Raw genomic sequence first — 25,733 nt, 5'->3', positions numbered from 1 at the left:
GTGACCCCGTTTCGGACGACGAAAATGCCGCGTACCCGTTATCTATCCAGTGCCGTTCAAGAGGGCCGCGACTGACTGTCCGGCCCTCTTGTCATGTCGGCGCCCAGCCGTCAGCCGAAGATCGACCAGCCCATGCGGTGGGTCAGCTTTTCCAGCGCGATGCGGCCGAGATGCGAATTGCCGCTGGCGTCCAGCCCCGGCGACCACACGGCAATCGACGCCTTGCCCGGCGCCACCGCCAGAATGCCGCCCCCCACCCCGCTTTTGCCCGGCAGGCCGACGCGATAGGCGAACTCGCCGGAACCGTCATAATGGCCGCAGGTGAGCATGATGGCGTTGATGCGACGCGCCCGCTCCGGCGAGACCACGCTGTAACCCGTCGCGGGGTTGCGCCCGTGATGGGCGAGAAAGCGCCCGGCCATGGCCAATTGGCGGCAGCTCATGGCGATAGCGCAGTGGTGGAAATAGACCCCTAGCGTGTAGTCGACCGGGTTTTCCAGCACGCCGAACGACTTCATGTAATTGGCCAGCGCCCGGTTGCGGAAGCCGGTGCGCTGTTCGGAGGCCGCCACCGCCTCGTCAATGCCAATGGCGGGATCCTCGGCGAGGAACTGCAGAAAGCGCAAGATTTCGCCCAGCGCCTCGCGCGGCTGATGGCCGGAGAGGATGACATCGGTGACGGCGATGGCGCCGGCGTTGATGAAAGGGTTGCGGGGGATGCCCTGCTCCGCCTCAAGCTGAACGATGGAGTTGAACGCGCTGCCCGAAGGTTCGCGCCCCACCCGGCGCCAGAGCCGGTCGCCGACCTTGCCCAGCGCCAGGGTGAGGGTGAAAACCTTGGACACGCTCTGGATTGAAAACGGCACCTCGGCGTCTCCGCCGGTCACCACCCGCCCCTCGCGGTCCACGACTGCCATTCCGAAGGCGCTGGCATCGGCGCGCGCCAGTTCGGGAATGTAGCTCGCCACCTCGCCCCGGTCAGGGCGGGCGCGCATTTCGTCGGCAATCTCCAGGACGACATTTTCGAGTTCGGGCACGGGCTTGGGTCACCTTGACTGACGGGCTCGGCACCGCCTTTAGCGCGGCACGGCGGAATAAAGCCAGCCCTGCAAGCCGGGTGCCGCCACCGCGTCGATGAGGCGGCGTTCTGGCAAGCGGGTCGCGACGATCGGGAGCAGCATGGATCATCGAGAGCGCCGTTGCTGCCGGCGCCGTCAACGGAGTGACGCTGATGACCCGTCGTGCCGCCCACACCAGCCTCGCGCTTGCCGGCGCGCTCAGCCTCGCCCTTGCCGTCGTGTCCCATCAGGCGGCGGCGGAGGGCATCGCCGTGCGCAACATCGTTCTCGTGCACGGGGCCTGGGTCGACGGCTCGGGCTGGCGGGCCGTCTACGACCATCTGGTCGCCAAAGGCTTCCATGTCAGTATTGTACAGGAGCCCGAAACCTCCTTTGCCGACGATGTCGCCGCCACCACCCGGGTGCTCGACCGGCAGGACGGCCCGACCCTGCTCGTCGGCCACTCCTATGGCGGCTCCATCATCACCCAGGCGGGCGTGCATCCCAAGGTCGCCGGCCTCGTCTATGTCGCCGCCCATGCCCCTGATATTGGCGAGGACGAAGCCACCCTCGGCAAGACCATGCCGAGCGTGCTGGCAAAGACGGAAGGGGCAGTCCAGAAGACGCCGGACGGATTCACCTCGTTGGACCCGACCCTGTTCCCCAGCTTGTTCGCCCCCGATCTGGCGCTGGAGCGGGCGCAATTCGAGGCGCGCGGGCAGGTACCGGCCGCCGCCAGCGTGTTCAGCACCCCGCTCACGGCCGCCGCCTGGCAGTCAAAGCCGAGCTGGGGCATCGTCGCCGGCGCCGACCAGATCATCAATCCGGAGCTGGAGCGCTTCTATTACGAACGGGCAGGCGCGCCGATCACCACCATCCCCGGCGCCAGCCACTCCGTCTACGAATCCCATCCGCGCGAGGTGGCCGCTGTGATCGGACGGGCGGCGGCGGAACTGGCCGAAGGCGCGCCGGGCAAGGGCGCGTCGGGCAAGCGGGAGGCCGGCAAGCGGGAATCCGCCAGGTCGGCGGACTGACCGGTCGCTCAGCCCGGCTTCTGCTTGCCGATCTCCGGCCTGAGGACGATCAGCGCGCCGCCCAGCGCGATCCACAGGGCGACGATATAGGGCCACAGATTGTCCGGGAAGGATGGCACGGGATAGACGGAATTGTAGAGCGGCCACAGCATGGCCAGCGTGCCGAACACGCCGAGCACCCGCCAGAGCTGGCTGCCGGAGCGCCGCGCATGCACCGCCGCCGCGGCAGTCACGCCGAGATAGGCGACGATCAGCGCCAGCACGCCGATGGTTCCGACGCTGTCATAATATCTCGCCGGCCCGATGAAGGGCGCCCAAGCCAGCAGCCCGGCGAGCATGGCCAGGCTCACAATGGTGACGGCGACAGAGGGCGTGCCATAGACGGGATGCACCTTTGCCAGCGTCGGGGAAAGACCGCCGCGGCCAAGCACGAACAGCATGCGCGCACCGGCCGACAGCGTGCCCAGCACACAGGAAACCGCCGAGACGCAGGCGGCGAGGTCGAGCGCGGTGGCGATGTGGACATTGCCATAGCGCAGCGCCAGCGTGTTCAGCGGCGCCTCGCTGGCGGCCAGCGCCTTCATGTTGTCGAGCCCGAAGCCGATGACCTGGATATAGGAAGCGAAGACAAAGAACAGCCCCGCCGCCACCACCGAGCCGACCAGCGCGATGGGAATGGTGCGGCGCGGCTTCCCCGCCTCTTCCGCCAGCGTGGCTGCCGCCTCGAAACCGGCAAAGGAGAGCACGGCGAAGACCACGGCATAGCCGATACCCCACCAGCCGACACTCGGATCGGGATGGAACGGGGCGAGCGACAGTCCGCCTTCGGCGTTCACGGCGGAAAGGATGCGCAGGCCGAGATAGATGATGACGGCGACGGAAGAGAGTTCCAGCGTCAGCATGACCCGCGTCGCGAGGCGTACGTCACGCCAGGCGAGCAGCGTACCGCCGGTGAGCGCGGTCACTGCAATGGGCAGCCACCAGCCGCCGAGGTCGATGCCATGATCGTCCAGCGCCGCGCTGAGGAAATTGCCGACCAGCGCTGCGCTGCCCGAGCCTCCGGCGATGTAGAGCAGCACCATGCACCAACCGGCGATGAAGCCGGCGCGCGGGCCGAAGGTTTGGCCGATATAGGCGTAGCCGGAACCGGCGCTGGTCACCCGGCTGGCGAAAAAGACAAAGGAAAGGCCGACAAGGGCGACAACGAGGGTACCGACGGCGAAACCCAGCGGAGCGCCCGTGCCGGCGGCGCCGACGGCAAGGGTTACGTTGAGAGCCATGCCCATGGTGGGGGCGATGACCGAGAGCGACAGGCCAATGGCTTCGATCGGCCCGAGTTCACGCCGCAGTCCGTCGCCCGTCTTCGCCATCGGTGCACCCCTTTACCCGCGCCGGTTTATCCGGCACGGGTGAAGGGGTGGCAACGGCGAAATTTGATCTTATCGCGTACCCTGTTCCGGAGCCGGCGACGGCGTGTAATGGGCATCCCGCCCTTCGGGCTTGCGCTCGCGTTCTCCCGCCTTGTCGTCCTGCTGGGGATTGGCGCTGCGCGAATGGCCTGCCTCGTCCGGAGCGCGCTCCTTCTTCTCGGCGCGGCGGTCGCCCGGCTTGGCCGGACCCTTATTGTGCTGGTCGGCGATGATCATCGAAATCTCCTGTCTGCATCGGCTATTGCCTTAGCCGGGGGTGCGGGGCGGGGCGCCGCGCGGCCTGTGGTGCGGGTCTGCCGTGCCGGCGCCCTCTACCGCGTCGCGGGGCCGCACCAGCCCGATATCAACGAGCAGTTGAACGAACCATTTCCTCATGGCGCCTCTCAGCTCCGTTTGCGGCTGCCGGCCTGCCCGCTCATCGCCCCAGCGCGGTCGTTGGTCGGCACGCCGCGTCCGCGCCGGCCCTTCGGCACTTCCAACGTGCGGCGAATGCTCTCGATCTCGCTGATCGGCGCGTTGCCGCCCTGGCCGGGGTCGAGGGCGGAGTTCGGATCGACCGCGGGATCGAGCGGCACGGGAGGGCGCTCCGCGCTCTCGATGCCTCCCTCCTCGGAAGGGGCGGGAAAGCCATCGGCCGCGCCTACAGGCTCGGGCGGCGCCTCCGCCGCATCCACCGGCCGGAAGGCCGAGCCGCCATCCGCCATGGCGCGGCCTTCGGCCACCAGCATGTCGCGCGCGAGGAACCAGTAATGGTCCGAACGTCCGTCCGGCCTTCCCTCGCTTTCCCACAGCCGATGGGCGCGCGCTCTTATCTCGTCATCAGTGAGGCTCATGGACGTTCTCCCTGTTTCATCAGGTCAACGCCCGGCGGCGGCGCCTGTTCCGACCCGGCCCGGGCGCCCGCTGGTGCGAGGCGCGGGCGCAGTTCGATATCGGCGATGACCGGAAGATGATCGGAGGCGTGGCGCGCCTCGGGGTCGGTGAAGCTGCGCACCAGCATGCCGGGGCGGCTGCCATAGATGCGATCGAGCCGCAGCAGCGGCCAGCAGGCGGGAAAGCTGCGGTGCTCGGTGCTTTCGGGGAGCACCCGCGCCAGCGTCCGCCGCACCGGCCGGAAGGCGAACCAGTCGTTGAAGTCGCCCATCATCACCGTCGGCGTACCACAGCCATTGCGGGTCATCCGCGCCAGCCGGGACGCCTGCCGCCAGCGCTCGGCGAGGGCGAGGCCGAGATGCACCGCCACCACCCGGAGCGGACCCTGCGGCGTGTCCACCCGGGCCTCGATCGCCATGCGGGGCTCGCGCCGGCGGACCGAGAGATCATGCAGCACGATGCCGTGTGTCGGCCAGCGCGAGTAGAGCACATGGCCGTAATGGCCGTCGGGGACGGCAACGGTCCGCGCTTCCGCGAGATGGCCGATGCCGAGTCCCTCCAGCGGGGCAAGGCTGGCGACACCGCGCCCGCGCGTGTCGACCTCCTGCAAGGCCAGGATGTCGGGCTGGTGACGGGCGATGAGAGCGGCGATGCGGTCGAGATCGAAGCGTCGATCAGGCCCGACACCACCATGTATGTTCCAGGTCATCAGCCGCAGGCGCGAAGGCACAGCCACGTTCACGCCGGCCTCCGCAGCCGCGTGAGAAGGAACTGCAACCCGAGCGAGCAGGCCACCCAGAGCGCGACGAATGCGATCAGCAGTCCCACCCGCCCCAGGGTCGGATTGGCGATCACCTCGACAATCTGGTGTCCCAGCGCGCTCAGCACCACCAGGCCCGGCAGCAGACCCAGCGCGGTTCCAAGCACGAAATCCACCACCCGCAGTCCCGCCGCCCCGGCGACGAGGTTGATGAAAGTGAATGGCGCGGCCGGCACCATGCGCATCATCGCCACGGTCAATATGCCCTGATTGGCGAGGCCGCGGCGGATGCGGTTGATGCGCGGACCGATGAAGCGGCGCACCACGCCGGCGCCGAGATGCCTACCGATGAAGAAGGTCACGACCGCGCTGGCGAGCGCGCCGAGGCCAGCCAGAAGCGCACCGGTCCAGCCGCCATAGACGGCGACCGTGGCGATGATGAGCACCGACACCGGAAACACCACCAGCCCGCCCAGCACATAGATGCCGACAACAAGGGCGGCACCCCAGGGGCGGTCGGCCATATTGCCGAGTGCGGCGATGATGCGGTCCGGCTCGGAGAAAGGCGAATGAGCCCAGGCGACCACCAGGGCGGACAGCACGGCGAGCCCCGCCACCAAAGCGGCGATCCGCCAGCGGCGCGGCTTGCCCGGCGCCTCCGACGCCCGCTCGTCATAGAGCGGCTCGGGCGGATCGGCGATGGCGCTGATCTGCGGCAAGGCGAGATCGGAGGCGACGGGGGGCAGATCGACGAGCCGCCGGCCGGCGGCGCCGAGGTGCGAGGCGGCGATGAGCCCCTCACGGGTGAGGAGTTCCTCCACCTGTTCCGGCGCGTGGCCGATATGCTCGCCAAGCAGCCGGTCGCGGATCGCCGCCACCCCGTGCCGCTCGCGCGCGTCACGGGCCTCGATCACCAGGTCGCATTCGCTGTCGAAGCCCATCGAGCGGTTGCAGATATTGGCCGAGCCGACCCGCAGCATCCGGTCGTCGACGATGAGCACCTTGGCATGGACGAAGATTTCGACCGTCACGTCCCCGGATGTCACCTGCGGGAAGACGAGACGCGCGCGCCCCGCCAGCCCCTCCTGCTCCAGCCGCGCCCGCAGCCGCTCGCGCGGTACCCCCATCACCTGCTGCTCGATCCAGGAGCGGTAGATGTTCGGCGTCACCATCAGCGCTTCGAGTTCGGGGCGCTCCTTCATCCGCGCCACCAGCCGCTCGGTGAAGCGCTCGCAGGTGATGAACTGGTTTTCGACATAAATCATGCGCTCGGCACGGTCGATCATGTCGAACAGCAGTGTTTCCACCTCGCGGGCGCCCGCCGCTCCGTCATAGGACGGCAGGGTCCGGGCGATGCCAATGGCGACTTCGGTGAAATCGACCGACAGCCCCTCCGGCCAACGATGGCCACGCGCCCGCGCCGGGTTGAGCCGCTCGGAGGCGGCGCGCTGCCAGCGCTCACGGAACAGCGCGCCCAGCGCAGCGGCCGCTTCGCCATCGACCGCCATCTGCACGTCGTGGAACGGCTCGTAGAGCGACCCCTGCGGATCGCGGCGCCGCGGGTCGCCAGGGGTATGAGCGGCGGTGTCCCAACGATGGCCGGTGATATCCAGCCCGCCGGAAAAGGCGAGTGAATCGTCAATCACCACGATCTTCTGGTGGTGAGAGGCACCGATCGGCAATTCGTCGTCGAGACACAGTTCGATCTGCTTAGGCGTCGCCCAGAGGAAGGAGAGGATCGGCGCGAGTTCCCGCTCCAGCGCGAACATCACCGAATAGTCCCACAGCAGCAGGCGGATGCGCAGGCGCGGATTGCGCGCCACCAGCGCGGAGAGGAACGCCGCCAGCGTCTCGGGCAGGCCATCCTCGGCCGTTCCGCCTTCGCCCACCAGCTTCATTCGGCTGTCGAGGTCCCAGCCGGCGATGTGGATCGTTTCCCGCGCCTCCCGCATCGCCGCGCGCAACGCGCCGAAATAGGCGGCACCATCGACCAGCACACGCGCGCGCGCAGCCGGCGCCACGCGCCAGACATTTCGCCCGGCGGCGAGCACCGGCCCGCTTTCCTGCCGCCTCGGCGGGTTCGGCCCCTCCGGCACCGGCTGGGAGGCCATGGCGCTTTCGATCGCTTCGGGACTTTGGTCCTGGCGCATGTCTTGTCGCAGGTTCTGGCTGACGGACATCGGCTCGCATTCTCGGGGGCTAACGACCTGCGCTAACCGGGGAAGAGCCCCTGCGGTTCCCGGCTGGAGGTAGGCCGGGGCGGGATAGGTTTGGCGGAAACGGCTCAGCCCATCATCACGGCGGCGAAGACACCGGCGCCGAGCGCCACCACAAGCAGCAGGCCGACGACTGCGGTGACGAAGGACACGCCGGGCACAGTCGTGCCCTTGTCGTCATAGGGTCGGCCGCGTTCATCCGTGCCACCGCCGGCACTGGAAGGGCCTATCACCTGCGCGACCATGGCCCGCTCGGTCTCGGCAGGAGCACCGGCTGCCTCGTCATCCGTGCCGAGCGGTGCCGCCGCGGGATCGGGAAACGGCACCTTGTCGTGGGTACGCCCCTCGTCAATGTCGCCGCGCAGGCGCTCGGTGTCGGCCATGATCGTCTCCCCGGCGGGCAATAGTGGGCGTTCGACAATCAACGCGCCGCGACACGATCGGTTCAGCGGCCGGAACCTCGGAGCGGCCCCGCGATTGTTGGCGGAGACACCACCTATCGGGGGACGTTCAGTGGCGCCGCGCGGCCTGTGGAAAGGCTATCTCAAACTCTCGCTGGTCACCTGCCCGGTCGCTCTCGCGCCGGCCACCAGCGGGGCGGAGCGCATCCGCTTCCACACGCTGAACCGGGTGACCGGCAATCGGGTGGAGGGCATCTATGTTGATTCCGAAACCGGCGAGACGGTGGGCTCCGACGACCAGGCACGCGGCTATGAGCGCGAGGCGGGACGGCACATCATCCTCGAGGACGACGAACTCGACGCAGTGGCGCTGGACAGCAACCGCACCATCGACATCGCGACCTTCGTGCCTGCCGATACCGTGGAGTGGATCTGGTACGACACGCCGCATTTCCTGATACCCGATGATCCTGTCGGCGAGGAAGCCTTCGCGGTGATCCGGGAGGCGATGCGCGCCGCCGGCAAGGTCGGCCTGTCGCGCGTGGTGCTGCACCGGCGCGAGCGGCCGGTCATGCTGGAGCCGCGCGGGCGCGGCATCGTGCTGTGGACGCTGCATTACGCGGACGAGTTGCGCCGGCCGGAGGGTTATTTCGAGGACATCGAGGAGAAAGCCGACCGCGATCTTGTCGGGCTGGTCGGGAAGCTGATCGACACGCGCACGCAAGACTGGGACGCGGCGCTGGTGCGTGATCCGCTACAGGCCAATCTCAAGCAGCTCATCGCCGCGAAGAAGAAGAAGAAGCGGCCGGCCAAGCGGCGCGCGGCGCGGGTGGAGGAGGACGACGCGCCGACAAATGTGGTCAACATCATGGACGCGCTGAAGAAGAGCCTTGCGGCCGAGCGCGGCGGCGCCTCCGGGCGCCGGCGCTAGCCTGCCTCAGCGCGGCGGATCCTCGTCTTCCGGAAGTGGCGAGGCGCGACGCGGCGCCTTTTCCGCCCGGGACTCTACCAGGCGCTCCAACGGCAACATGGTGACGAGCAGGCCGATGGTGGTCGCCAGCGCCAGAAACACCAAGTGCCAGGAGGCGATGGCGCAGGCGACGCCGAGCGCCGCCGTCACCCACACGGCGGCGGCGGTGGTGAGGCCGTGGACTTCAAGCCGCGTGCGGTCGCGCAACACGACGCCAGCGCCGAGGAAGCCGATGCCGGTCATCACCCCCTGCACGATGCCCTGCACCACGCGGCTGGTAGCGTCCGGATGCCCTTCCATGCCTTCGACCTGCAGGGCGGACAGCGAGATGAGCGCCGCGCCCAGCCCCACCAGCCCGAGCGTGCGCATGCCGGTAGGCTTGCCGCGCAGGTCGCGATTGAAGCCGACGATCATCCCGCACGCGGCGGCCGCCATCAGCCGGACCAGGTTCTCGATCTCTTCCGGGGTCAGCCAGAGTGCTTGAGGCAGCCTTTCCATCAGGCTTTCCTCCCCCGACCCTTGCCGGTGCGGGCCGTGGGAAGAGGTGCGGCGGCGGCACGAAAATCAGCCCAGGGGTCGGCGTCGAGATTGGCGAGCCGGGCCGGCGCCTCGGTGAGGGTGAAATGCGCGCCGCCGGTGAGCGCGTCGAGTTCATCCCACGCCACCGGCATCGACACACCGGCGCCGGGACGGGCGCGCGGGCAATAGGCCGCCACCGCCGTGGCGCCGCGGCCGTTGCGCAGATAATCGACGAAGATACGGCCCTTGCGGCGAGCCTTGGTGGCAACCGCGATGTAGCGTTCAGGATCGTCGGCGGCGAGAGAATCGGCGAGCGCCTTCGCGAAGGGCTTGGCGGTCTCCCACGTCGCTGTCGGCTTCAGCGGCACCACCACATGCAGGCCCTTGCCGCCGGAGGTCTTGACGAAGGCCGGCAGGCCCTGCGCTTCCAGCCGGGCGCGGATCTCCCGCGCGCCGGCGACCACGCCGTTCCAACCCACGGCCTCGCCGGGGTCCAGATCGAAGATGAGCTGGTCCGGCCGTTCGATGTCTGTCAGCGGCGCGCCCCAGGGATGTATTTCCAGCGCGGCGGACTGGACGAGGGCGATCAGCCCGTCAAGATCGTCGATATAAAGCAGTTCCTCAGCGTCCTTGTCCGTGGCGATCTTGATCGCCTTGTTCATCCCGCGCCAGGAGTGCTTCTGGAAAAACGCCTGACCTTCGATGCCATCGGGGCAGCGCAGCAGTGCCAGCGGCCGCACGACGACGAAGGGGGCGATGAAGCGCCAGATGTCGGCGTAATAGTCGGCGAGGCCCTGCTTGGTGATCCCCTCGGCCGGCCAGTAGATGCGGTCGGGATGGGTGAGCTTCACCCGCGAGCGCGGCGCGGTACGGTCGACAGCCATGGCCTCACCCTTCGCCGGCGTCTCCCGGACAATCTCGCGCGCCGGCTTGTCCTCGCGCAAGCCGCGAAAAGCGGCGTGACGCAGATGCTGATCGCCGGTCCAGCCACGAAACTCCACCTCGGCCACGAGTTCGGGTGCCACGAAGGTGACGCCGCGCCGTTCCTCCGCCGTTAGCGTCTGGCCAAAGGGGCTCCGGTCGCGGGTGATCTTCGCCAGCCGGGCATGGAGGCCGCGCGCCAGTTCGCGCGAAAAGCCGGTGCCAACCCGGCCTACCGGCACCAGCTTGCCCGCCTCGTATACCCCGAGCACCAGCGAGCCGATGGCGTTGTTCTGCGACGTGGAGGGCGTGAAGCCGCCAATGACGAATTCCTGCCGAAAGGCGCATTTCGACTTCACCCAGTCGCGGCCACGGCCGGGGCGATAGGGGGCGCCCGCCCGCTTCGACACCAGCCCCTCCAGGCTCAGCCGGCACGCATGGCGGAGCATGGCGTCGCCATCTTCCGCGAGGTGCTCGCTATAGCGCAGGCCGTCATCGGCGCCGGCCAGCATTTGCTCCAGAAGCTGCTTGCGCTCGGTGAGCGGACGGCCGGTAAGGTCGCGCCCGTCGAGATGCAGCAGATCGAAGGCATAGAAGAGGAAGCGGTCCGCCCGCCCTTCCGCCAGGTCGTGCTGCAGCAGGCTGAAATTGGATACACCGGCGCTTGACTCCACCACCAGTTCGCCGTCGATCAGCGCCGTCTCCACCGGCAGCGACTCCAGCGCCTCGACCAGCGCCTTGCCGAAACGCGGCGTCCAGTCGAGACCCGAGCGGGTAAGCAGCTTCACCCGGCCCTTGCCCTTGGCGCTCTTGTCGATCCGCGCCTGCAGCCGGTAGCCGTCAAACTTGATCTCATGAATCCAAGCCGTGCCGACCGGCGCCTTGGCGACCAGCGTGGCCAATTGCGGCTCGATGAAATCGGGGAGCGCCACCACAGATTCCGCCTTGCGACTCCTCACGGTGGATCGGGTCGCGGCCCTAGCGGCGGGGCCCTTGCTGCCGGCCTTCTTTGCGGTGGTTCTGGCTTTCTCGGGAGCGGAGGCCGCGCCTGTCGCAATGGCCTCCATGCTGCGGCCGGTCTTCACCGAGTCCGGCCGTTCCTCAAGGATGTCCGCCGCGCCTTCCGGCCGGGCGGCATCGTCTTCGGCCTTGATCAGCAGCCAGTTGTCCGCCTTCTCGCCCCGGCGCTTGGCCATCCGCACCAGATGCCAGCGCCCGTGCAGCTTATCGCCATGCAACTCGAATTCGAGATGGCCCTTCCTGTAGCCCCGCGCAGGATCGCCGATGGGCTCCCAGCTTCCGCGATCCCAGAGCATGACGGTGCCGCCGCCATATTCGCCCTTCGGAATGGTGCCCTCGAAGCTGCCATAGTCGAGCGGATGGTCTTCCACATGCACGGCGAGCCGCTTCTCGCCCGGCACCAGGCTCGGGCCCTTGGTGACGGCCCAGCTCTTCAGCACGCCGTCCAGTTCCAGACGCAGATCATAATGCAGGCGGCGGGCGGCGTGCTTCTGGATGAGATAGGAATGGCCGGCGGCGGCGCTCTCAGTGCCCTCCGGCTCCTGCGTGCGGGTGAAGTCGCGCTTGCGGCGATAGAGATCGAGCGCCATGACGCTCACCCGGCCTTGCGGGTGGGCGCGCGGCCGGTCTTGCGGGCGGCGGGCTTTTTCGGCTCCGCCTTTGCGGCGGCCTTTCCGGTGCCGCCCTTCTTCCGCGCCGGCGGCTTGCCACCGGAAACGCCCGCGCTCTCGCGCAGCGCGTCGAGCAGGCTCACCACCTTGGCGGCCGGCTTCTTCGGCGGGGCGATCTTGCGGCCCTCCATCTTGGCCTTGACCAGTTCCGCCAGCGCGTCGTCATAGCGGTCGTCGAACGTTTCGGGCTGGAAGCGGCCGGATTTGGTGTCGATGATGTGGCGGGCGAGATCGAGCATTTCCGGCTCCATCTTCAGCTCGGCAATGTCCTCGAAGGCCTCCTCGGCCGAACGCACCTCGTAATCATAATGCAGCGTGGTGGCGATGATGCCCTCGTCATAGGCGCGGATCAGCAGGCTGCGCGGGCGGCGGAACAGCACCGCCGTCGCCACCGCCGCCACCTTCTTCGTGCGCAGCCCCTCACGAATGACCGCAAAGCTCGCCTCTGACGCAGCGTCGACCGGACGCAGATAATAGGGGCGGTCGAAATACAGACTATCGACCTGGGTGCAGGGCAGAAAACTCTCAATGGTCAGCGCCTTGTCGCCCTTCGGCGTCACCTCGGCGATCTCATCCGGCTCCAGCACGACGAAGTCGCCGGCATCGAGCTCATAGCCCTTCACCTGCGCCTCGCGCTCGACCAGTTCTCCGGTATCGGAATCGACAAAGCGGCGCGAGAGGCGGTTGCCGGTGGCGCGGTTCACCATGTGCAGGCTTACCCGGTCACTCGCGCTTACCCCCGTATAGAGCCCGACGCCGCACACCAGTTCGCCCAGTCGCAGAAATCCCTTCCAAGTTGCGCGTGCGGCCATGCCTGCCTCTCACGGGTGCAAAGGTGCTGGCGACTAACGCGCCGCGGCGCGGGCTGTTCCCGCGATGCGCGGCGGGCGCCAAAGCGCCCGCCGGCAGTCGCCGCGTCCAGGACAGCGCGTCAGGCGACCTTGCGCCGCTCGTGCCGGCCCTCGCCGATTTCCTCGACGATCTTGGCCACAAAGGCCTTCAGATCCGCCGGAGAACGGCTGGTGATGATACCCTGATCCACCGCCACCTCGCGGTCGACCCAGTTGCCGCCGGCATTCTTCACATCGGTGCGGATCGAGGCGTAGGAGGTGACGGTGCGCCCGCGCACGGCGTCGGCTTCCACCAGCAGCCACGGACCATGGCAGACGGCAGCCACGACCTTGCCGCTGTCGAGAAAGGCGCGGACGATCGCCATCGCCTCAGTGTTCACGCGCAGCAGATCCGGGTTGATCTGTCCCCCGGGAATGACCAGCGCGTCATAGTCCTGCGGTTTTACCGCCGCGAGCGAGAGGTCGGCGTCGACGCTCTCACCCCAGTCCTCTCCCTTCCAGCCGCGGATGGTCTTGCCGTCCGGGCTCGCAACCTCGTCGCGGGCGCCGGCGGCGCGCAGTTCGTCGCGCGGCACCATCAGTTCGGACTGTTCGAAGCCGTTGGCGGAAATGATGAGGATGCGTGCATCGGCGATCTTCGCCATGGAGTGTCTCCTGAAATGTGGTCGAGCCCCCTGCCCGTCGGGTGGCGAACGTCCGCGCGGCGCCGATGTTCCCACCACGGCTTGTCCCGCCGCTGGAGCAGGGGCGGGACAAGCCGGAACCAACGCGGCGGCTTTTCGTTGGCCTGCAACCACTTTCACCGATGCCAGCGACAGGAGCCGCCCCATGCGCGATCACCCGCGTCCGCCATTCGAAGAGCAGAAGCAGCCGATGCCCGGGCGGACGGAGATGATGTCGCCCCGACCCGACCATGGCGAGCAGAGCTATAAGGGCTCCGGCCGTCTGGAGGGCTGCAAGGCGCTCATCACCGGCGCGGACAGCGGCATTGGCCGCGCCGTCGCTCTCGCCTTCGCGCGCGAGGGCGCCGACGTGCTGATCGCCTATCTCGATGAACATGAAGATGCGGAAGCCACCGCCGCTCTGGTGCGCGAGGCCGGCCGGCAGGCAGTGCTGATGCCGGGCGACATCCAGCACCCCGCGCATTGCCGGGCACTGGTGGAGAAGGCGGTGGAGGCCTTCGGAGGCCTCGATCTCCTCGTCAACAACGCCGCCCATCAGGCCACGTTCGACGACATCACGGAAATTCCCGACGAGGAATGGGACCTGACCTTCAAGGTCAATATCCACGCCATGTTCTATCTCACCAAGGCCGCCGTGCCGCACATGAAGCCCGGCAGCGCCATCATCAACACGGCCTCGATCAATTCCGACAAGCCGAATCCCAGCTTGTTGGCCTATGCCACCACCAAGGGCGCCATCCAGAACTTCACCGTGGGGCTGGCCCAATTGCTGGCGGAAAAGGGCATCCGTGCCAATGCGGTGGCGCCGGGGCCGATCTGGACCCCGCTCATCCCCGCCACCATGCCGGCAGAGAAAGTGGCGCAGTTCGGCGCGCAGGTGCCGATGAAGCGTCCTGGCCAGCCGGCAGAACTCGCCAGTGCCTATGTGATGCTGGCTGATCCGCAGTCGAGCTATGTCTCCGGCGCCACCATCGCGGTGACCGGCGGCGCGCCGATGATGTGAATTCCGGAGGAAAAAGCGATGCGCATGCAAGAAGCGACAGGTTCCGCCGTCTACCGGCTGCGCGGCAGCGAGGGCGAGTGGCGCGTCGACGCCGATGGCGAGGTCGGAATGGCCTATGCGAGCAAGGAAGCGGCCTTCGAGGCCGCCGTTGCCGCCGCGACCAACGCCATCCGCGACGGCTACGACGTGACGATTACCGTGCCGGGTGCGGGAGCAAGCATGCTTGGCACCGAGGATACGGGGCGCCCCGGGCCAGCGGAGGGCTGACCGCGGTGACGGCACATCGCCGCCGCCCGATGCAATGTTGAACCGCAGGGATTAGTCATGGAACTGATGTTCGGTCTCGGAGTACTGCTGCTTCTCGGCGTGCTGGCCTATGCCATGCACCAGTCGAAGCGGCGGCGTCAGGCAAAGGATATTGAACTCCCCGAGGAGAGGGTGGATCGCAAGAGCCCGCTCTAGCGCGGCGTCTGCGCTGCGCCACGCCGGCAGGCCAGCGCCAGCAGCGCCGCGAGCGCCCGAACGTCACCGAGCGCCGCCGCCTTTTCGCGGGGAGTCAGCGCGACGAGCGCGCCCTCGAGCGTCTCGGCATCCTCGACCTTCGCCGCTGCAATCAGCCGTTCCGGCGCATAGTCGCCCCGTTGCCGCTCTCCCTGGGTGAGCTGGGCGCGATGGAAGGCCAGAAGGTCCGGTGCGGCGGCGAGATGAGCGATCGCCTCGGCCGGCGCGGGCGGAGCGCCGGCCTGCCGCAATTCGCGGGCCCGCCGCAGCACGAGGGGCGCGGCCTGTTCCTCCGGGATGCGGAACAGGCCGGAGAGAGTGTCCCGCGCCGCGCCCGTCCACAGCACCAGCGGGATGGCGAGGGCAAGCCCGAGCACGACGGGCGTCATCCAGAGGAAGAGCGGCAGCGAGATGCTGAGCGCCGCAGTGCCAAGCAGCCATCCCGCCACGGTGTGCGGCAGGAAGAATCGCACCACCGACGCGGTGTCGATCCGGTCATCATCGCGCCGCTGCGGCTGCCAGCCACCATCCTGCCCGGCCAGAATGCCGGCCACCGCCATGGATTGGGTGAACATCGTCACCGGCGCCAGCAATCCGGAAATCAGCGTTTCCCCCAGCATGCCGGCGAGGGCGAGCAGGCCGCCGCCGAAACGACGGCGTGTGGCGCGGGAGCCGAGCAGCGCGACATAGGCGAAGCATTTCGGTAGCAACAACACTGCCATCGTGGCGATGAATACCTGCACGGCGCGGATCGGGTCCTGCGCCGGCCAGTTCGGAAACAGCGAGAGGCCGGAGGAAAAATAGTCCGGCGGTACGAAGCGGGCCTGCAGCGCGGTGGCGAGGCCCGCCAGCAGCATCACCAGCCACAGTGGGGCGGTGAGATAGGAGCCGATGCCGGTGAGCAGATGCAGCCGGCTGATCGGGTGCAGCCCCCGCGCCGGCAGCACCGCGATGTGCTGGAGATTCCCCTGGCACCAACGCCGATCGCGTACTGCGAGGTCGGTCAGGGTTGGCGGGCCCTCCTCATAGGAACCCTCCAGCCAGGGCACCATGTGCATTCCCCAGCCGCGCCGGCGCATCAGCGCCGCCTCGATGAAGTCATGGCTGAGAATATGGCCGCCAAAGGGCTTCGGCCCCTTCAGTTCCGGCAGCCCGGCGCCCTCGGCGAAGGCGCGGGTGCGGATCATCGCATTATGGCCCCAGTAATTGCTCTCAGGCCCACTCCAACTGGCAAGCCCGTGGGCAATAAGCGGGCCATAGAGCCGGCCGGCGAATTGCTGCAGCCGGGCGAACAGGGTGCGCCCGCCGACGATCACCGGCAGGGTCTGGATCAGCCCCGCGCTCGGATTGGCCTCCAGCGCGGCGGCGAGCCGCACGATGCACTCGCCCGTCATCACGCTGTCGGCGTCGAGGATCAGAAAGCTCTCATAAGCTCCGCCGAAGCGCGTCACCCATTCCGCTATGTTTCCCGCCTTGCGTCCGGTATTGCGCGGGCGGCGGCGGTAGAACAGGCCGCCCTCGACGCCCCGACGGGCACGCAACGCGAGAAAGCCCGCTTCCTCGGCGATCCAGATGTCGGGATCGGTGGTGTCGCTGAGGATGAACACGTCGAAATTCGCGCCCGCCCCGGTGGCTGCAAGCGATTCACAGGTCGCCTCGAGGCCGGCCAGGACGCGGGCGGGGTCCTCATTATAGATCGGCAGCAAGAGCGCGCTGCGCGCGGCGAGTGCGGGCAAGGGCCCATCCGCCGCGATGCCGAGCTGCCCGCCGCGGCCGCGCAGCAGGCTGACAAAGCCAAGCAGGGCGTTGGTGAAGGCAAAGCCGATCCAGGCAAACAGCACAACGAACAGGCAGAGCACCAGATATTCCAGCAGGGTGACGCCGCCGACGTCCAGCACAAGGTACATTTCCCGCGCGGCGAGCACGGTGAGCACCGCCGCGCCGCCGAGCACGAAGGCGCGCCGCAGGATCAGTTGCACCGGACGGGGGCCCGGCGCCGTGGCCATCGCCACCCGTCCGAGCGGCTGAACGGGCATGGGAAGCGGCGATTCCGCCGGTAAGGCCGGCGAGGGGTCGCGACCGGCGCCAGCGGCGCTCACCGGCTGATGGGGGGCGGGGCGGCTCACGCCGTCCACCGGTAGATCCAGCTTTCGGCCATGCGCTCCTCGCCCCGCAGCAAATCCGCCCGCAGTTCGGCCAGGGTGGCCCCACGCGGCTCCAGCGCGAAGGCGACCCGCCAGCCGCCAATCTCGGGATTGGGCTGCAGGACAACATCGCGAACCTCGCCAGCGCTGGCGGTCACCCGTGCGGCAAGGCTCTCCGGCGGCAGGTCCCGGACCTTGTCGCCGACGATATCGAGCACGAACAGGCGGCGGTCGCTGTTGCCGCCGACCCTTGTGGCGACAACGCGGCCGGCATCGCTGCGGTCCGGCCCGTCCCAGCCCCAGTGCAGGCGATAGGTCGATGTATATTCCCTTCCCTTGCGCAGCGGCTCGCGCGGGCGCCAGAAGGCCACGATGTTGTCGTGGATTTCTTCCGGCGTCGGGATCTCGACCAGCACCACCGACCCGTCACCCCAATCGCCGATGGGCTCGACCCAGACGCTCGGCCGACGCTCATAGCGCGCCTCAAGGTCCTGATAGTCGAAGAAGGAGCGCTGGCGCTGCATCAGGCCGAACCCCCTTATGTCAGGAACGGCGAAGGACGAAATCTGCAGGCGCTGAGGGTTGGAGAGGGGCCGCCAGAGTCGCTCCCCGGGGCCGGTGACGATGGCGAGGCCATTGGCGTCGCACACCATGGGCCGGAAATCGTCAATGCCATCGCGGTCATTGGGGCCGAACATGAACATGCTGGTGAGCGCGCCGATGCCCACCTGGTCGATGTCCACCCGTGGATAGACCGTCATCTCCACCGACATCAGCGTCGGCTCGCCGGGACGGATGGTGAAGCGGTGCGCGGCGGTCGCGCTCGGGCTGTCGAGCAGCGCGTGGACCACCAGCGAATCGACGCCCGGCCGCGGCTTCTCCAGCCAGAAGGCACGGAAGGAGGGAAACTCCTCACCGCCGGCATCGCCCGTCTTCACCGCCAGCCCGCGCGCGGAGGAGCCATAGATCTGCCCCTTGCCGACGGCGCGGAAATAGCTGGCGCCCTGAAAGGCGGCGATCTCGTCGAAATAGTCTGGACGATTGATCGGCCCGTGCAGACGAAATCCGGAAAAGCCGAGATCGGTGCGGTCGGGCGGCTGAGGCACGCCATGCTCGAAGCGGAACATGCCGGGATCATAGGCGATGCGGCGCGCTTGGCCGTCGGCCACCTGATACACGTCGACCCGCTCGCGGAACAGGAAGCCGCGATGGAAGAGTTGAGCCTGAAACGGTGTATTGTCGTTGCGCCAGAGCGACCGCTCCGCATTGAAGCGGATGTTGCGATACTCGTCATAGCCGAGATTTTCGAGCGTCTTCGGCATGCGGCCGTCGCCGGGCTGATACGGCTTGGTCGCGAGGGTGCGGGCAAGCTGGCGGACGGTCTGCGCGTCGAAAGGGGCGGCATTGTCCTCTTCCTCGGAAAAGGCCTCGCTTATGCCGAGACGCGAGAACGGCACCGGCGCCAGCGCCAGGAGCCCCAGTCCCAGCAACAGGTGTCGTCGATGCATGCCTAACCTCGCGCTTTCCAGGGCGGCACGCCCTTCCCGCGGGGACAAGTGCGCAAGGCGCCGAGGGTTCCAGGATTTGTGCGGCGCGGCACATTTACGCGCCGCAGCGGTGCGCCGTTCTCCCGTTGCACCGCAGCATGATCTGCTCTAAGCAGCATCCACTCGTCAGGACCCGGTGAAAGCCCGGGTGGCTCTTCCGGCCGCCGATCCGCCGGACCACGCATCGTCAGCGCCCGCCCCGTCCGCCTCACCCGCGGAAGGCCCGCCCTTTGCGAAGATTGCTTCTCATGACATCGACCACCCGTTATTTCCGTGACTGGACTGCCAATATCCGCGGCGACATTCTCGCCGGAATCGTCGTCGCCCTCGCCCTCATCCCGGAAGCCATCGGCTTCTCGGTCATTGCCGGCGTCGATCCCAAGGTCGGCCTGTTCGCTTCCTTCGCCATTGCCTGCGTGTCCGCCATTGTCGGCGGCCGGCCCGGCATGATCTCGGCCGCCACTGCGGCGACCGCCGTGGTGATGGTCTCACTGGTACGCGATCACGGACTGCAGTACCTTTTTGCCGCCACCATTCTGATGGGGCTCATCCAGCTTCTCGCCGGCCTTCTCAAAGTCGGCCGGGTGATGCGCTTTGTCTCGCGCTCGGTCATCACCGGCTTCGTCAACGCGCTCGCCATCCTCATCTTCATGGCGCAACTGCCCGAACTGATCGGCGTGCCCGTCGAGACCTACCCGATGATCGCCGTCGGCCTCGCCATCATTTATCTGTTTCCGCGTCTGACCAAGCTGGTCCCCTCGCCGCTGGTCGCCATCGCCGCGCTCACCCTGTTCGCGTGGTGGAGCGGGATGGACCTGCGCATGGTAGGCGATCTCGGCGACCTGCCGTCCGGTCTGCCGATGCTCACGCTGCCCAACGTACCGCTCACGCTGGAGACGCTGCAGATCATCCTGCCCTATTCGCTCACTTTGGCCGCCGTCGGCCTGCTGGAATCTCTGCTCACCGCGCAGATCGTCGACGACATGACGGAGACGACCAGCAACAAGAGCCAGGAATGCATCGGCCAGGGCACCAGCAACATTGCTGCGGCCCTGATCGGTGGCATGGGCGGGTGCGCCATGATCGGCCAGTCGGTGATCAATGTCAGTTCCGGGGGGCGCGGGCGGCTGTCAACCTTCGTGGCCGGGGCGTTCCTGCTGTTCCTGATCCTCGTCCTCGACGACCTCGTGCGCATCATCCCGATGGCGGCTCTGGTCGCTGTCATGATCATGGTGTCGATCGGCACCTTCTCCTGGCGCTCGATCCTGGAGTTGCGCACCAATCCGCGCTCCTCCTCCCTCGTCATGCTGGCGACCGTTATCACCGTGGTGACCACGCATGATCTCGCCATTGGCGTTCTGGTGGGCGTGTTGCTGTCAGGTGTGTTCTTCGCCGGCAAGGTGGCGCAGCTCGTCAGTGTCGGCGAGATCATCGACGAGGCGGCCGGACGGATCACCTTCGTCGTCGAGGGCCAGATCTTCTTCGCCTCGTCCGAGGTGTTCCTCGCCGCCTTTGATTTCGACAACCCGGCGCGGGAGGTGGTGATCGACCTCACCCATGCGCATTTCTGGGATATCACCTCCATCGGCGCGCTCGACAAGGCGGTGCTGAAGTTCCGCAAGGCGGGAGCAAGCGTGGAAGTGATCGGTCTCAACGAGGCGAGCGCCACCATGGTCGACCGCTTCGCCGTCCACGACAAGCAACTGCCGGCCGCCGCCAGCCTGCATTGAAGGCGGCGCGCTACAATGCGCGCGCCATCGCCTCGATCCGCGCCAACACCTCGGCGATCTCCTCCGAGGTGACGGTGAGCGGCAGGGAGAGGCCGATGGCGTCGTCGCCCTTGGCGGTGGTGGAGAGTCCTTGGGCAAAGGCGCTCGCCACCAGATGATCGGCGAAATGAGTCCCCGGCGCCTGCCCGCAACGGCCGGCGTCGAACTCCACCGCCAGCAACAGCCCCAGCCCGCGCACCCCGCGCAGCACGGGCACGCGCGCGGCGATAGCGGCCACGCCGTCGTGTAGCTGCCGGCCCGCCTCGGCGGCGCGGGCGACAAGGCCGTCGCGGGCAATGACCTGAAGCGTCGTCAACGCTGCGCGTGCGGTAAGCGGGTTCTTCTCATGGGTATAGTGCCCCAGTTCCAGTTCGGGGGCGACATCAAGCCCCGCATCGCCGATGACGGCCGCGATCGGCAACATGCCCCCACCCAAGGCCTTGCCGAGCACGACAAGGTCCGGCACCACGCCGAAATGCTCAAAGGCGAAGAAGCGGCCGGTCTTGCCGAGACCGGAGGGGATTTCGTCGAAGATCAGCTTGGTCCCGTGCGCGTCGCACAGGGCACGGACGGCCGGCCAGGCTCCCGGCGGCGGCACGTGACAGTTGGAGCGTAGCGGTTCGGCAATCAGCGCTGCGACGCGCCGCGTGGCGAGCCGGTCCTCGATCTGCTCCAGCATCCGCGCCGCGCCGTCCTCGCCCGCCCAATAGGGAGTGACGTGATGGCGTCCCGGCAGGAAGGCGCCCAGCCGCGGGTCCGGCGTCGCCGAAGAGAGGCCGAAGGCGCCGAAGCCATGGCCGTGATAGGCGCCTTCCAGCGACAGCGTCTCGGAACGCCCGGTGGCGACCCGCGCCAGCTTCAACGCGATCTCGACGGCGTCGGAGCCGCCAGTGGCGAACAGCACCCGCGCCGGCCCCCCCGGCCAATGCCCCTGCAACGCCTCGGCCAACAGCACGGCGGGCTCATTTGTGAAACGGCGCGGCGAAAAGGCGAGCCGGTCGAGTTGCTCCGCCACAGCCGCCGCAATCTCCGGATGTCCATGGCCGAGATGGTGCGCAGTGTTGCCATGCAGGTCGATGAGACGCCGGCCTTCGCTGTCCTCCAGCCATATTCCCCGCGCCGCGCGCAGGGCGGCCAGGGCCGGCGTTGAACCCTGCTGGTGGAAGAAAGCCGCCGCGTCGCGGGCAGGAAGGGCGGGATCTACCATTTTTCACCCGGAGTTTTGCGGCGCTTCGAATGCGCGGGGCGCGAGGAGACCCCGCTACCAGCCATAAGCCGCGCACCATCGCAAGCGGCTCCGGAATGACAGGCGGCTATGTATGGCAGGCCTGGCGCGCGGCGCTTGGCGCGCGTTGAGCTTCACGCACCCTTCGTCGTGTCCTCGACTTCGACCTCGGGACGGTCGCCACCCTGGGCGACTTCCTCATGCCAGCGCCCGCTGCGGTCCTGATAGGCGATCGGGCGGGTTTCGCCAGAAAGGGACTGACGAGCCGCCGCCTCGCGTGCGGCCGCAAGGGCCGAATCGTGCGTGGGATGAGTTTCGGAGAAAACGTCGCCGAGCTTGTAGGCCCAGCCGCCATCATGTTCGACGATCTCGTAGCGAATATGGCTCATGGGTGATCCTCCCGCCTTCTAACCCGTAAGTTCGGCTGACAGTTCCGAAGACTGACAAGGCAGCCTGCCCCACGAAGGGAGGCTCCCCTTGCCGATTGCCACGCCCGACGCCCGGAGACCGCCTTTCTGCAACTCATTTGCAGTTGCAAGGTAGCGAAGTTGACGTAGAATGCTTTTGCAACTCATTCGCAAAAGGAGCATCCCAGCATGACGACACCCTCGCGACGTGCCGTGCTTGTCCGCCTCGGTGCCGCCGGTGTTCTGGCCGGAGTACTGATGGCGGGGCTGGCCGGTGCCTCCGCCGCGCGGGCGCAGGAGAGCGCGGGCGCCGCACCAAAGTTCAAGGCTGTGACGACCTTCACCGTCATCGCCGACATGGCGCGCAATGTGGCAGGCGATGCGGCGGTGGTTGAATCGATCACCAAGCCCGGTGCCGAGATCCACAATTACGCCCCCACACCCGGCGACATCCAGCGCGCCCAAGGTGCGCAGCTTATCCTCTGGAACGGGCTGAACCTCGAACTCTGGTTTGAGAAATTCTTCCGCAATCTCAAGGATGTACCGAGCGTCGTCGTTTCCGCTGGCGTCGAACCGATCAGCATTTCCCAGGGGCCCTATAGCGGCAAGCCCAACCCGCATGCCTGGATGTCGCCCGCCAACGCGCTGATCTATGTCGACAATATCCGCGACGCCTTCATGAAATATGACCCCGCCAACGCCGCGACCTATGCGGCGAATGCGGCTGCCTACAAGGCGAAGATCGAAGCCGCCGTGGCGCCGATCCGCGCTGAACTCGACGCTATTCCCGCCGACAAGCGCTGGCTGGTGTCGAGCGAGGGGGCCTTTTCCTATCTCGCACGGGATTTCGGGCTGAAGGAGCTTTATCTCTGGCCGATCAATGCCGACCAGCAGGGCACGCCGCAGCAGGTGCGCAAGGTGATCGACGCGGTGCGGGCCAACAAGATTCCCGCCGTGTTCAGCGAAAGCACCGTCTCCGACAAGCCGGCGCGGCAGGTAGCGCGCGAGACCGGGGCGCTCTATGGCGGCGTGCTCTATGTGGACTCGCTGAGCGAGGCCGACGGCCCGGTGCCGACCTATATCGACCTGCTCACTGTCACCACAGGCACGCTGGAAAAGGGCTTGGCCAAGGGGCTATCGCAATGAATGTTCGGACCCCCGTCGCCACTGCCGAGGGCCTCGCCGTCCGCCATGTCTCGGTGACCTATCGCAACGGCCACACCGCGCTGCGCGACGCCAGCTTCGCTATCCCGACAGGCACCATCACGGCGCTGGTCGGGGTCAATGGCTCGGGCAAGTCGACCCTGTTCAAGGCGATCATGGGGTTCGTGCGGCTCGCCTCCGGCGACATTCGCATTCTCGGCGACAGCGTCACGGCAGCGCTGAAGCGCAACCTCGTCGCCTATGTGCCGCAGAGCGAGGAAGTGGACTGGAACTTCCCCGTACTGGTGGAAGACGTGGTGATGATGGGGCGCTACGGCCATATGGGGCTGATGCGACTGCCCCGCGCCGCCGACCGGGCCGCCGTCACCGACGCGCTGGCCCGCGTCAATATGAGCGAGTTCCGCAAGCGGCAGATCGGCGAACTCTCCGGCGGGCAGAAGAAGCGCGTCTTCCTCGCCCGCGCGCTGGCGCAGGACGCGAAGGTGATCCTGCTCGACGAGCCGTTCACCGGGGTCGACGTGAAGACCGAGGAGGCGATCATCGCCCTGTTGCGGGCGCTGCGCGACGAAGGACGGGTGATGCTGGTGTCCACCCACAATCTCGGCAGCGTGCCGGAATTTTGCGACCGTACCGTGCTGGTGAAAGGCACGGTGCTCGCTTCCGGCCCAACATCGGAGATTTTCACCGAGGCCAATCTGGAAAAGACTTTCGGCGGCGTGCTGCGCCATTTCGTGCTCGACGGTGCGGGCTTGCACGCCGACGATGACAGCCGCCAGCTCGCCGTGCTGAGCGACGACGAGCGCCCGCTGGTGTTCTATGGCGAGAAGGGTGAGCGCCCGCCGCGAGCGACGGAGACCGCGCCGTGATGACACTGCTGGCCGAGCCCTTCGGCTATGAATATATGCGCAATGCCATGTGGGTCTCGGCTCTCGTCGGGGCGGTGTGCGCCTTCCTCTCCTGCTATCTCATGCTCAAGGGCTGGTCGCTGATCGGCGACGCGCTGTCGCACGCCATCGTGCCGGGCGTGGCGGGTGCCTACATGCTCGGCCTGCCCTTCGCCATCGGCGCCTTCTTTTCCGGCGGGCTAGCTGCCGCGGCGATGCTGTTCCTCAACCAGCGGACAAGGCTGCGGGAGGACGCGATCATCGGGCTGATCTTTTCCTCCTTCTTCGCGCTCGGCCTGTTCATGGTCTCGCTTTCGCCGACCTCGGTGAACATCCAGACCATTGTGCTCGGCAACATCCTCACCATCACGCCGGAGGACACGCTGCAACTCGCCATCATCGGCACCGTGTCGCTGGCGATCCTTCTGGTGAAGTGGCGCGACCTGATGGCGGTGTTCTTCGACGAGGCGCATGCCCGCTCCATCGGCCTCAAGCCCACCGCGCTGAAAATCATGTTCTTCACCCTGCTAGCCGCCTCCACAGTGGCCGCGCTGCAGACGGTGGGCGCCTTTCTCGTCATCTGCCTGGTCGTCACGCCCGGCGCCACCGCCTATCTGCTGGCCGACCGTTTTCCCCGCCTGCTGGCGATCGCCGTCGCTATAGGCGCCGGCACCAGCTTTCTCGGCGCCTATGCCAGCTATTTCCTCGACGGCGCCACCGGCGGCATCATCGTGGTGCTGCAGACCCTGGTGTTCCTCACCGCCTTCGTCCTCGCCCCGAAGCACGGCATGCTGGCGGCGCGGCGGCGGGCGGCCGAAGCCCTCAAGGCGGAGGCATCGGCATGATCGAGACCCTGCTCTCCCCCTTCCAGTTCGACTTCATGGTCAATGCCCTCGTCATCTCCGGGCTGGTGGCGGTGCCGATGGCGCTGCTTTCCTGCTTCCTGGTGCTGAAGGGATGGTCGCTGATGGGCGACGCCATTTCCCACGCGGTTTTTCCCGGGGTGGTACTGGCCTACATCCTCGGCTTGCCGCTGGCGCTGGGCGCCTTCGCCGCCGGCATGTTCTGCGCGGTGGCGACCGGCTATCTCAAGGACAATAGCCGCATCAAGCAGGACACGGTGATGGGCATCGTGTTCTCCGGCATGTTCGGTGTCGGGCTGGTGCTCTATGTGAAAATCCAGTCCGAGGTGCATCTCGACCATATCCTGTTCGGCGACATGCTCGGCGTCTCCTGGCGCGACATTGGCGAGACCGCGGCGGTCGCGGCGGTGGTGGCGGCGGTCATCGCGGTGAAATGGCGCGATTTCCTGCTCCATGCCTTCGATCCCATACAGGCCCGCGCCGTCGGCCTGCCGGTCGGGTGGCTGCATTACGGCCTGCTGTGCCTGATCTCGCTCACCATTGTCGGTGCGCTCACCGCCGTGGGGCTGATCCTCGCCATCGCCATGCTGATTGCGCCGGGCGCCATCGCCTTTCTGCTCACGCGGACCTTCGGCGCCATGCTGGCGGCGGCGCTCAGCGTGGCGGTGATCGCCTCGCTGCTGGGCGTCTACCTTTCCTTCTTCCTCGATAGTGCCCCGGCCCCGACCATCGTTCTGCTGATGAGCTTCGTCTTCATCGCCGCTCTGCTGCGGTCTTCACTGGCGGCGCGCCGGGTGCAGGCGGGAGAGGCGGGCTAAC

Annotated in this window: 25 protein-coding genes and 1 other annotated feature; of the genes, 10 read left to right on the top strand and 15 right to left on the bottom strand. The window is 67.5% G+C overall.

The annotated features are described in order from the left end of the window. Nucleotides 1-110 precede the first annotated feature (110 nt). On the bottom strand, nt 111-995 hold the full coding sequence (locus tag AAC979_RS01370) for a glutaminase (protein ID WP_371348973.1): 885 nt from the start codon (nt 993-995) through the stop codon (nt 111-113). Between the two features lie 236 nt (nt 996-1,231). Between AAC979_RS01370 and AAC979_RS01365 the strand changes: the two genes are divergently transcribed. Then, nucleotides 1,232-2,092 carry an alpha/beta fold hydrolase gene (locus AAC979_RS01365; RefSeq protein WP_371345030.1) on the top strand — a complete coding sequence of 287 codons (861 nt, stop codon included), beginning with the start codon at nt 1,232-1,234 and terminating at the stop codon, nt 2,090-2,092. An 8-nt stretch (nt 2,093-2,100) separates the two neighbouring features. Here the strand turns inward: AAC979_RS01365 and AAC979_RS01360 are convergent, their stop codons facing one another. The 6 genes from AAC979_RS01360 to AAC979_RS01335 form a co-directional block, all read right to left on the bottom strand. Then, nucleotides 2,101-3,462, bottom strand: a complete 1,362-nt coding sequence (locus AAC979_RS01360; protein ID WP_371345029.1) for an APC family permease — start codon at nt 3,460-3,462, stop codon at nt 2,101-2,103. A 69-nt stretch (nt 3,463-3,531) separates the two neighbouring features. Then, nucleotides 3,532-3,738 carry a hypothetical protein gene (locus AAC979_RS01355; protein ID WP_371345028.1) on the bottom strand — a complete coding sequence of 69 codons (207 nt, stop codon included), beginning with the start codon at nt 3,736-3,738 and terminating at the stop codon, nt 3,532-3,534. Between the two features lie 167 nt (nt 3,739-3,905). Next, nucleotides 3,906-4,355: a DUF2934 domain-containing protein gene (locus AAC979_RS01350; RefSeq protein ID WP_371345027.1), complete on the bottom strand. Its 450-nt coding sequence runs from the start codon at nt 4,353-4,355 to the stop codon at nt 3,906-3,908. After that, the gene (locus AAC979_RS01345; protein ID WP_371345026.1) at nt 4,352-5,137 is read right to left on the bottom strand and encodes an endonuclease/exonuclease/phosphatase family protein; all 786 of its coding nucleotides are present in this window, start codon (nt 5,135-5,137) and stop codon (nt 4,352-4,354) included. The genes AAC979_RS01350 and AAC979_RS01345 overlap by 4 nt, the downstream gene beginning before the upstream one ends. Continuing rightward, nucleotides 5,134-7,266 (bottom strand): VTT domain-containing protein, encoded by a 2,133-nt coding sequence (locus AAC979_RS01340; RefSeq protein ID WP_371345025.1) that lies wholly within the window; start codon nt 7,264-7,266, stop codon nt 5,134-5,136. The genes AAC979_RS01345 and AAC979_RS01340 overlap by 4 nt, the downstream gene beginning before the upstream one ends. Before the next feature lie 173 nt (nt 7,267-7,439). Next, on the bottom strand, nt 7,440-7,754 hold the full coding sequence (locus tag AAC979_RS01335; protein WP_371345024.1) for a hypothetical protein: 315 nt from the start codon (nt 7,752-7,754) through the stop codon (nt 7,440-7,442). 130 nt (nt 7,755-7,884) lie between these two features. On the opposite strand from AAC979_RS01335, the gene AAC979_RS01330 reads away from it, so the two are divergent. Continuing rightward, nucleotides 7,885-8,703 (top strand): Ku protein, encoded by an 819-nt coding sequence (locus AAC979_RS01330; RefSeq protein WP_371345023.1) that lies wholly within the window; start codon nt 7,885-7,887, stop codon nt 8,701-8,703. Between the two features lie 6 nt (nt 8,704-8,709). Here the strand turns inward: AAC979_RS01330 and AAC979_RS01325 are convergent, their stop codons facing one another. The 4 genes from AAC979_RS01325 to AAC979_RS01310 all read right to left on the bottom strand — a co-directional run bounded on the left by AAC979_RS01325 (nt 8,710) and on the right by AAC979_RS01310 (nt 13,368). Further along, nucleotides 8,710-9,240, bottom strand: a complete 531-nt coding sequence (locus tag AAC979_RS01325) for an MgtC/SapB family protein (RefSeq protein ID WP_371345022.1) — start codon at nt 9,238-9,240, stop codon at nt 8,710-8,712. Then, entirely contained in the window at nt 9,240-11,792 is a 2,553-nt protein-coding gene (ligD, locus tag AAC979_RS01320; RefSeq protein ID WP_371345021.1) for a DNA ligase D, read from the bottom strand. Before ligD ends, AAC979_RS01325 begins: the two co-directional genes overlap by 1 nt. Nucleotides 11,793-11,797: 5 nt before the next feature. Next, nucleotides 11,798-12,685 (bottom strand): Ku protein, encoded by an 888-nt coding sequence (locus AAC979_RS01315; protein WP_371345020.1) that lies wholly within the window; start codon nt 12,683-12,685, stop codon nt 11,798-11,800. A gap of 119 nt (nt 12,686-12,804) precedes the next feature. Next, nucleotides 12,805-13,368 carry a type 1 glutamine amidotransferase domain-containing protein gene (locus AAC979_RS01310; protein WP_371345019.1) on the bottom strand — a complete coding sequence of 188 codons (564 nt, stop codon included), beginning with the start codon at nt 13,366-13,368 and terminating at the stop codon, nt 12,805-12,807. 184 nt (nt 13,369-13,552) lie between these two features. On the opposite strand from AAC979_RS01310, the gene AAC979_RS01305 reads away from it, so the two are divergent. From AAC979_RS01305 to AAC979_RS01295, 3 genes are read left to right on the top strand one after another with little or no spacing between them, the layout of a single operon-like run. Next, a complete protein-coding gene (locus AAC979_RS01305) occupies nt 13,553-14,410 on the top strand; it encodes a glucose 1-dehydrogenase (RefSeq protein WP_371345018.1) in 858 nt (285 codons plus the stop codon). Between the two features lie 18 nt (nt 14,411-14,428). Beyond that, a complete protein-coding gene (locus tag AAC979_RS01300) occupies nt 14,429-14,677 on the top strand; it encodes a hypothetical protein (protein WP_371345017.1) in 249 nt (82 codons plus the stop codon). A 57-nt stretch (nt 14,678-14,734) separates the two neighbouring features. Then, nucleotides 14,735-14,872, top strand: coding sequence for a hypothetical protein (locus AAC979_RS01295; protein ID WP_371345016.1), 138 nt, complete (start codon nt 14,735-14,737; stop codon nt 14,870-14,872). On the opposite strand, the gene mdoH is transcribed toward AAC979_RS01295, so the two are convergent. Together mdoH and AAC979_RS01285 are read right to left on the bottom strand one after the other, a co-directional pair. Next, on the bottom strand, nt 14,869-17,046 hold the full coding sequence (gene mdoH / locus AAC979_RS01290) for a glucans biosynthesis glucosyltransferase MdoH (RefSeq protein ID WP_371345015.1): 2,178 nt from the start codon (nt 17,044-17,046) through the stop codon (nt 14,869-14,871). The genes AAC979_RS01295 and mdoH overlap by 4 nt on opposite strands. Next, on the bottom strand, nt 17,034-18,563 hold the full coding sequence (locus AAC979_RS01285; protein WP_371345014.1) for a glucan biosynthesis protein: 1,530 nt from the start codon (nt 18,561-18,563) through the stop codon (nt 17,034-17,036). Before AAC979_RS01285 ends, mdoH begins: the two co-directional genes overlap by 13 nt. A gap of 165 nt (nt 18,564-18,728) precedes the next feature. Further along, nucleotides 18,729-18,784, top strand: a sequence feature (sul1 is cis-regulatory element that is thought to sense ions involved in sulfur or methionine metabolism; They are found in Alphaproteobacteria). Between the two features lie 66 nt (nt 18,785-18,850). Here AAC979_RS01285 and AAC979_RS01280 point away from each other — a divergent pair. Then, nucleotides 18,851-20,332 carry a SulP family inorganic anion transporter gene (locus AAC979_RS01280; protein WP_371345013.1) on the top strand — a complete coding sequence of 494 codons (1,482 nt, stop codon included), beginning with the start codon at nt 18,851-18,853 and terminating at the stop codon, nt 20,330-20,332. Nucleotides 20,333-20,342: 10 nt separating this feature from the next. On the opposite strand, the gene AAC979_RS01275 is transcribed toward AAC979_RS01280, so the two are convergent. Both AAC979_RS01275 and AAC979_RS01270 read right to left on the bottom strand, forming a co-directional pair. Further along, the gene (locus AAC979_RS01275; RefSeq protein WP_371345012.1) at nt 20,343-21,578 is read right to left on the bottom strand and encodes an aminotransferase class III-fold pyridoxal phosphate-dependent enzyme; all 1,236 of its coding nucleotides are present in this window, start codon (nt 21,576-21,578) and stop codon (nt 20,343-20,345) included. Between the two features lie 152 nt (nt 21,579-21,730). Next, complete coding sequence (locus AAC979_RS01270; RefSeq protein WP_371345011.1) at nt 21,731-21,985, bottom strand: DUF2188 domain-containing protein; 255 nt, start codon at nt 21,983-21,985, stop codon at nt 21,731-21,733. Between the two features lie 207 nt (nt 21,986-22,192). Here AAC979_RS01270 and AAC979_RS01265 point away from each other — a divergent pair, with 207 nt between their 5' ends. The 4 genes from AAC979_RS01265 to AAC979_RS01250 are packed head-to-tail and all read left to right on the top strand — an operon-like array spanning nt 22,193 to nt 25,732. Continuing rightward, the gene (locus tag AAC979_RS01265; RefSeq protein WP_371345010.1) at nt 22,193-23,149 is read left to right on the top strand and encodes a metal ABC transporter substrate-binding protein; all 957 of its coding nucleotides are present in this window, start codon (nt 22,193-22,195) and stop codon (nt 23,147-23,149) included. After that, nucleotides 23,146-24,033 (top strand): manganese/iron ABC transporter ATP-binding protein, encoded by an 888-nt coding sequence (locus tag AAC979_RS01260; protein WP_371345009.1) that lies wholly within the window; start codon nt 23,146-23,148, stop codon nt 24,031-24,033. The genes AAC979_RS01265 and AAC979_RS01260 overlap by 4 nt, the downstream gene beginning before the upstream one ends. Then, nucleotides 24,033-24,896, top strand: a complete 864-nt coding sequence (locus tag AAC979_RS01255) for a metal ABC transporter permease (protein WP_371348972.1) — start codon at nt 24,033-24,035, stop codon at nt 24,894-24,896. The genes AAC979_RS01260 and AAC979_RS01255 overlap by 1 nt, the downstream gene beginning before the upstream one ends. Then, nucleotides 24,887-25,732, top strand: a complete 846-nt coding sequence (locus AAC979_RS01250; protein WP_371348971.1) for a metal ABC transporter permease — start codon at nt 24,887-24,889, stop codon at nt 25,730-25,732. Before AAC979_RS01255 ends, AAC979_RS01250 begins: the two co-directional genes overlap by 10 nt. Nucleotide 25,733: the final 1 nt, after the last annotated feature.

The sequence above is a fragment of the Ancylobacter sp. IITR112 genome, assembly GCF_041415945.1.
GTDB lineage: Bacteria > Pseudomonadota > Alphaproteobacteria > Rhizobiales > Xanthobacteraceae > Ancylobacter.
The sequence above is the reverse complement of the archived record's forward strand: the minus strand, read 5'-3'. Positions and strand labels throughout refer to the sequence as shown.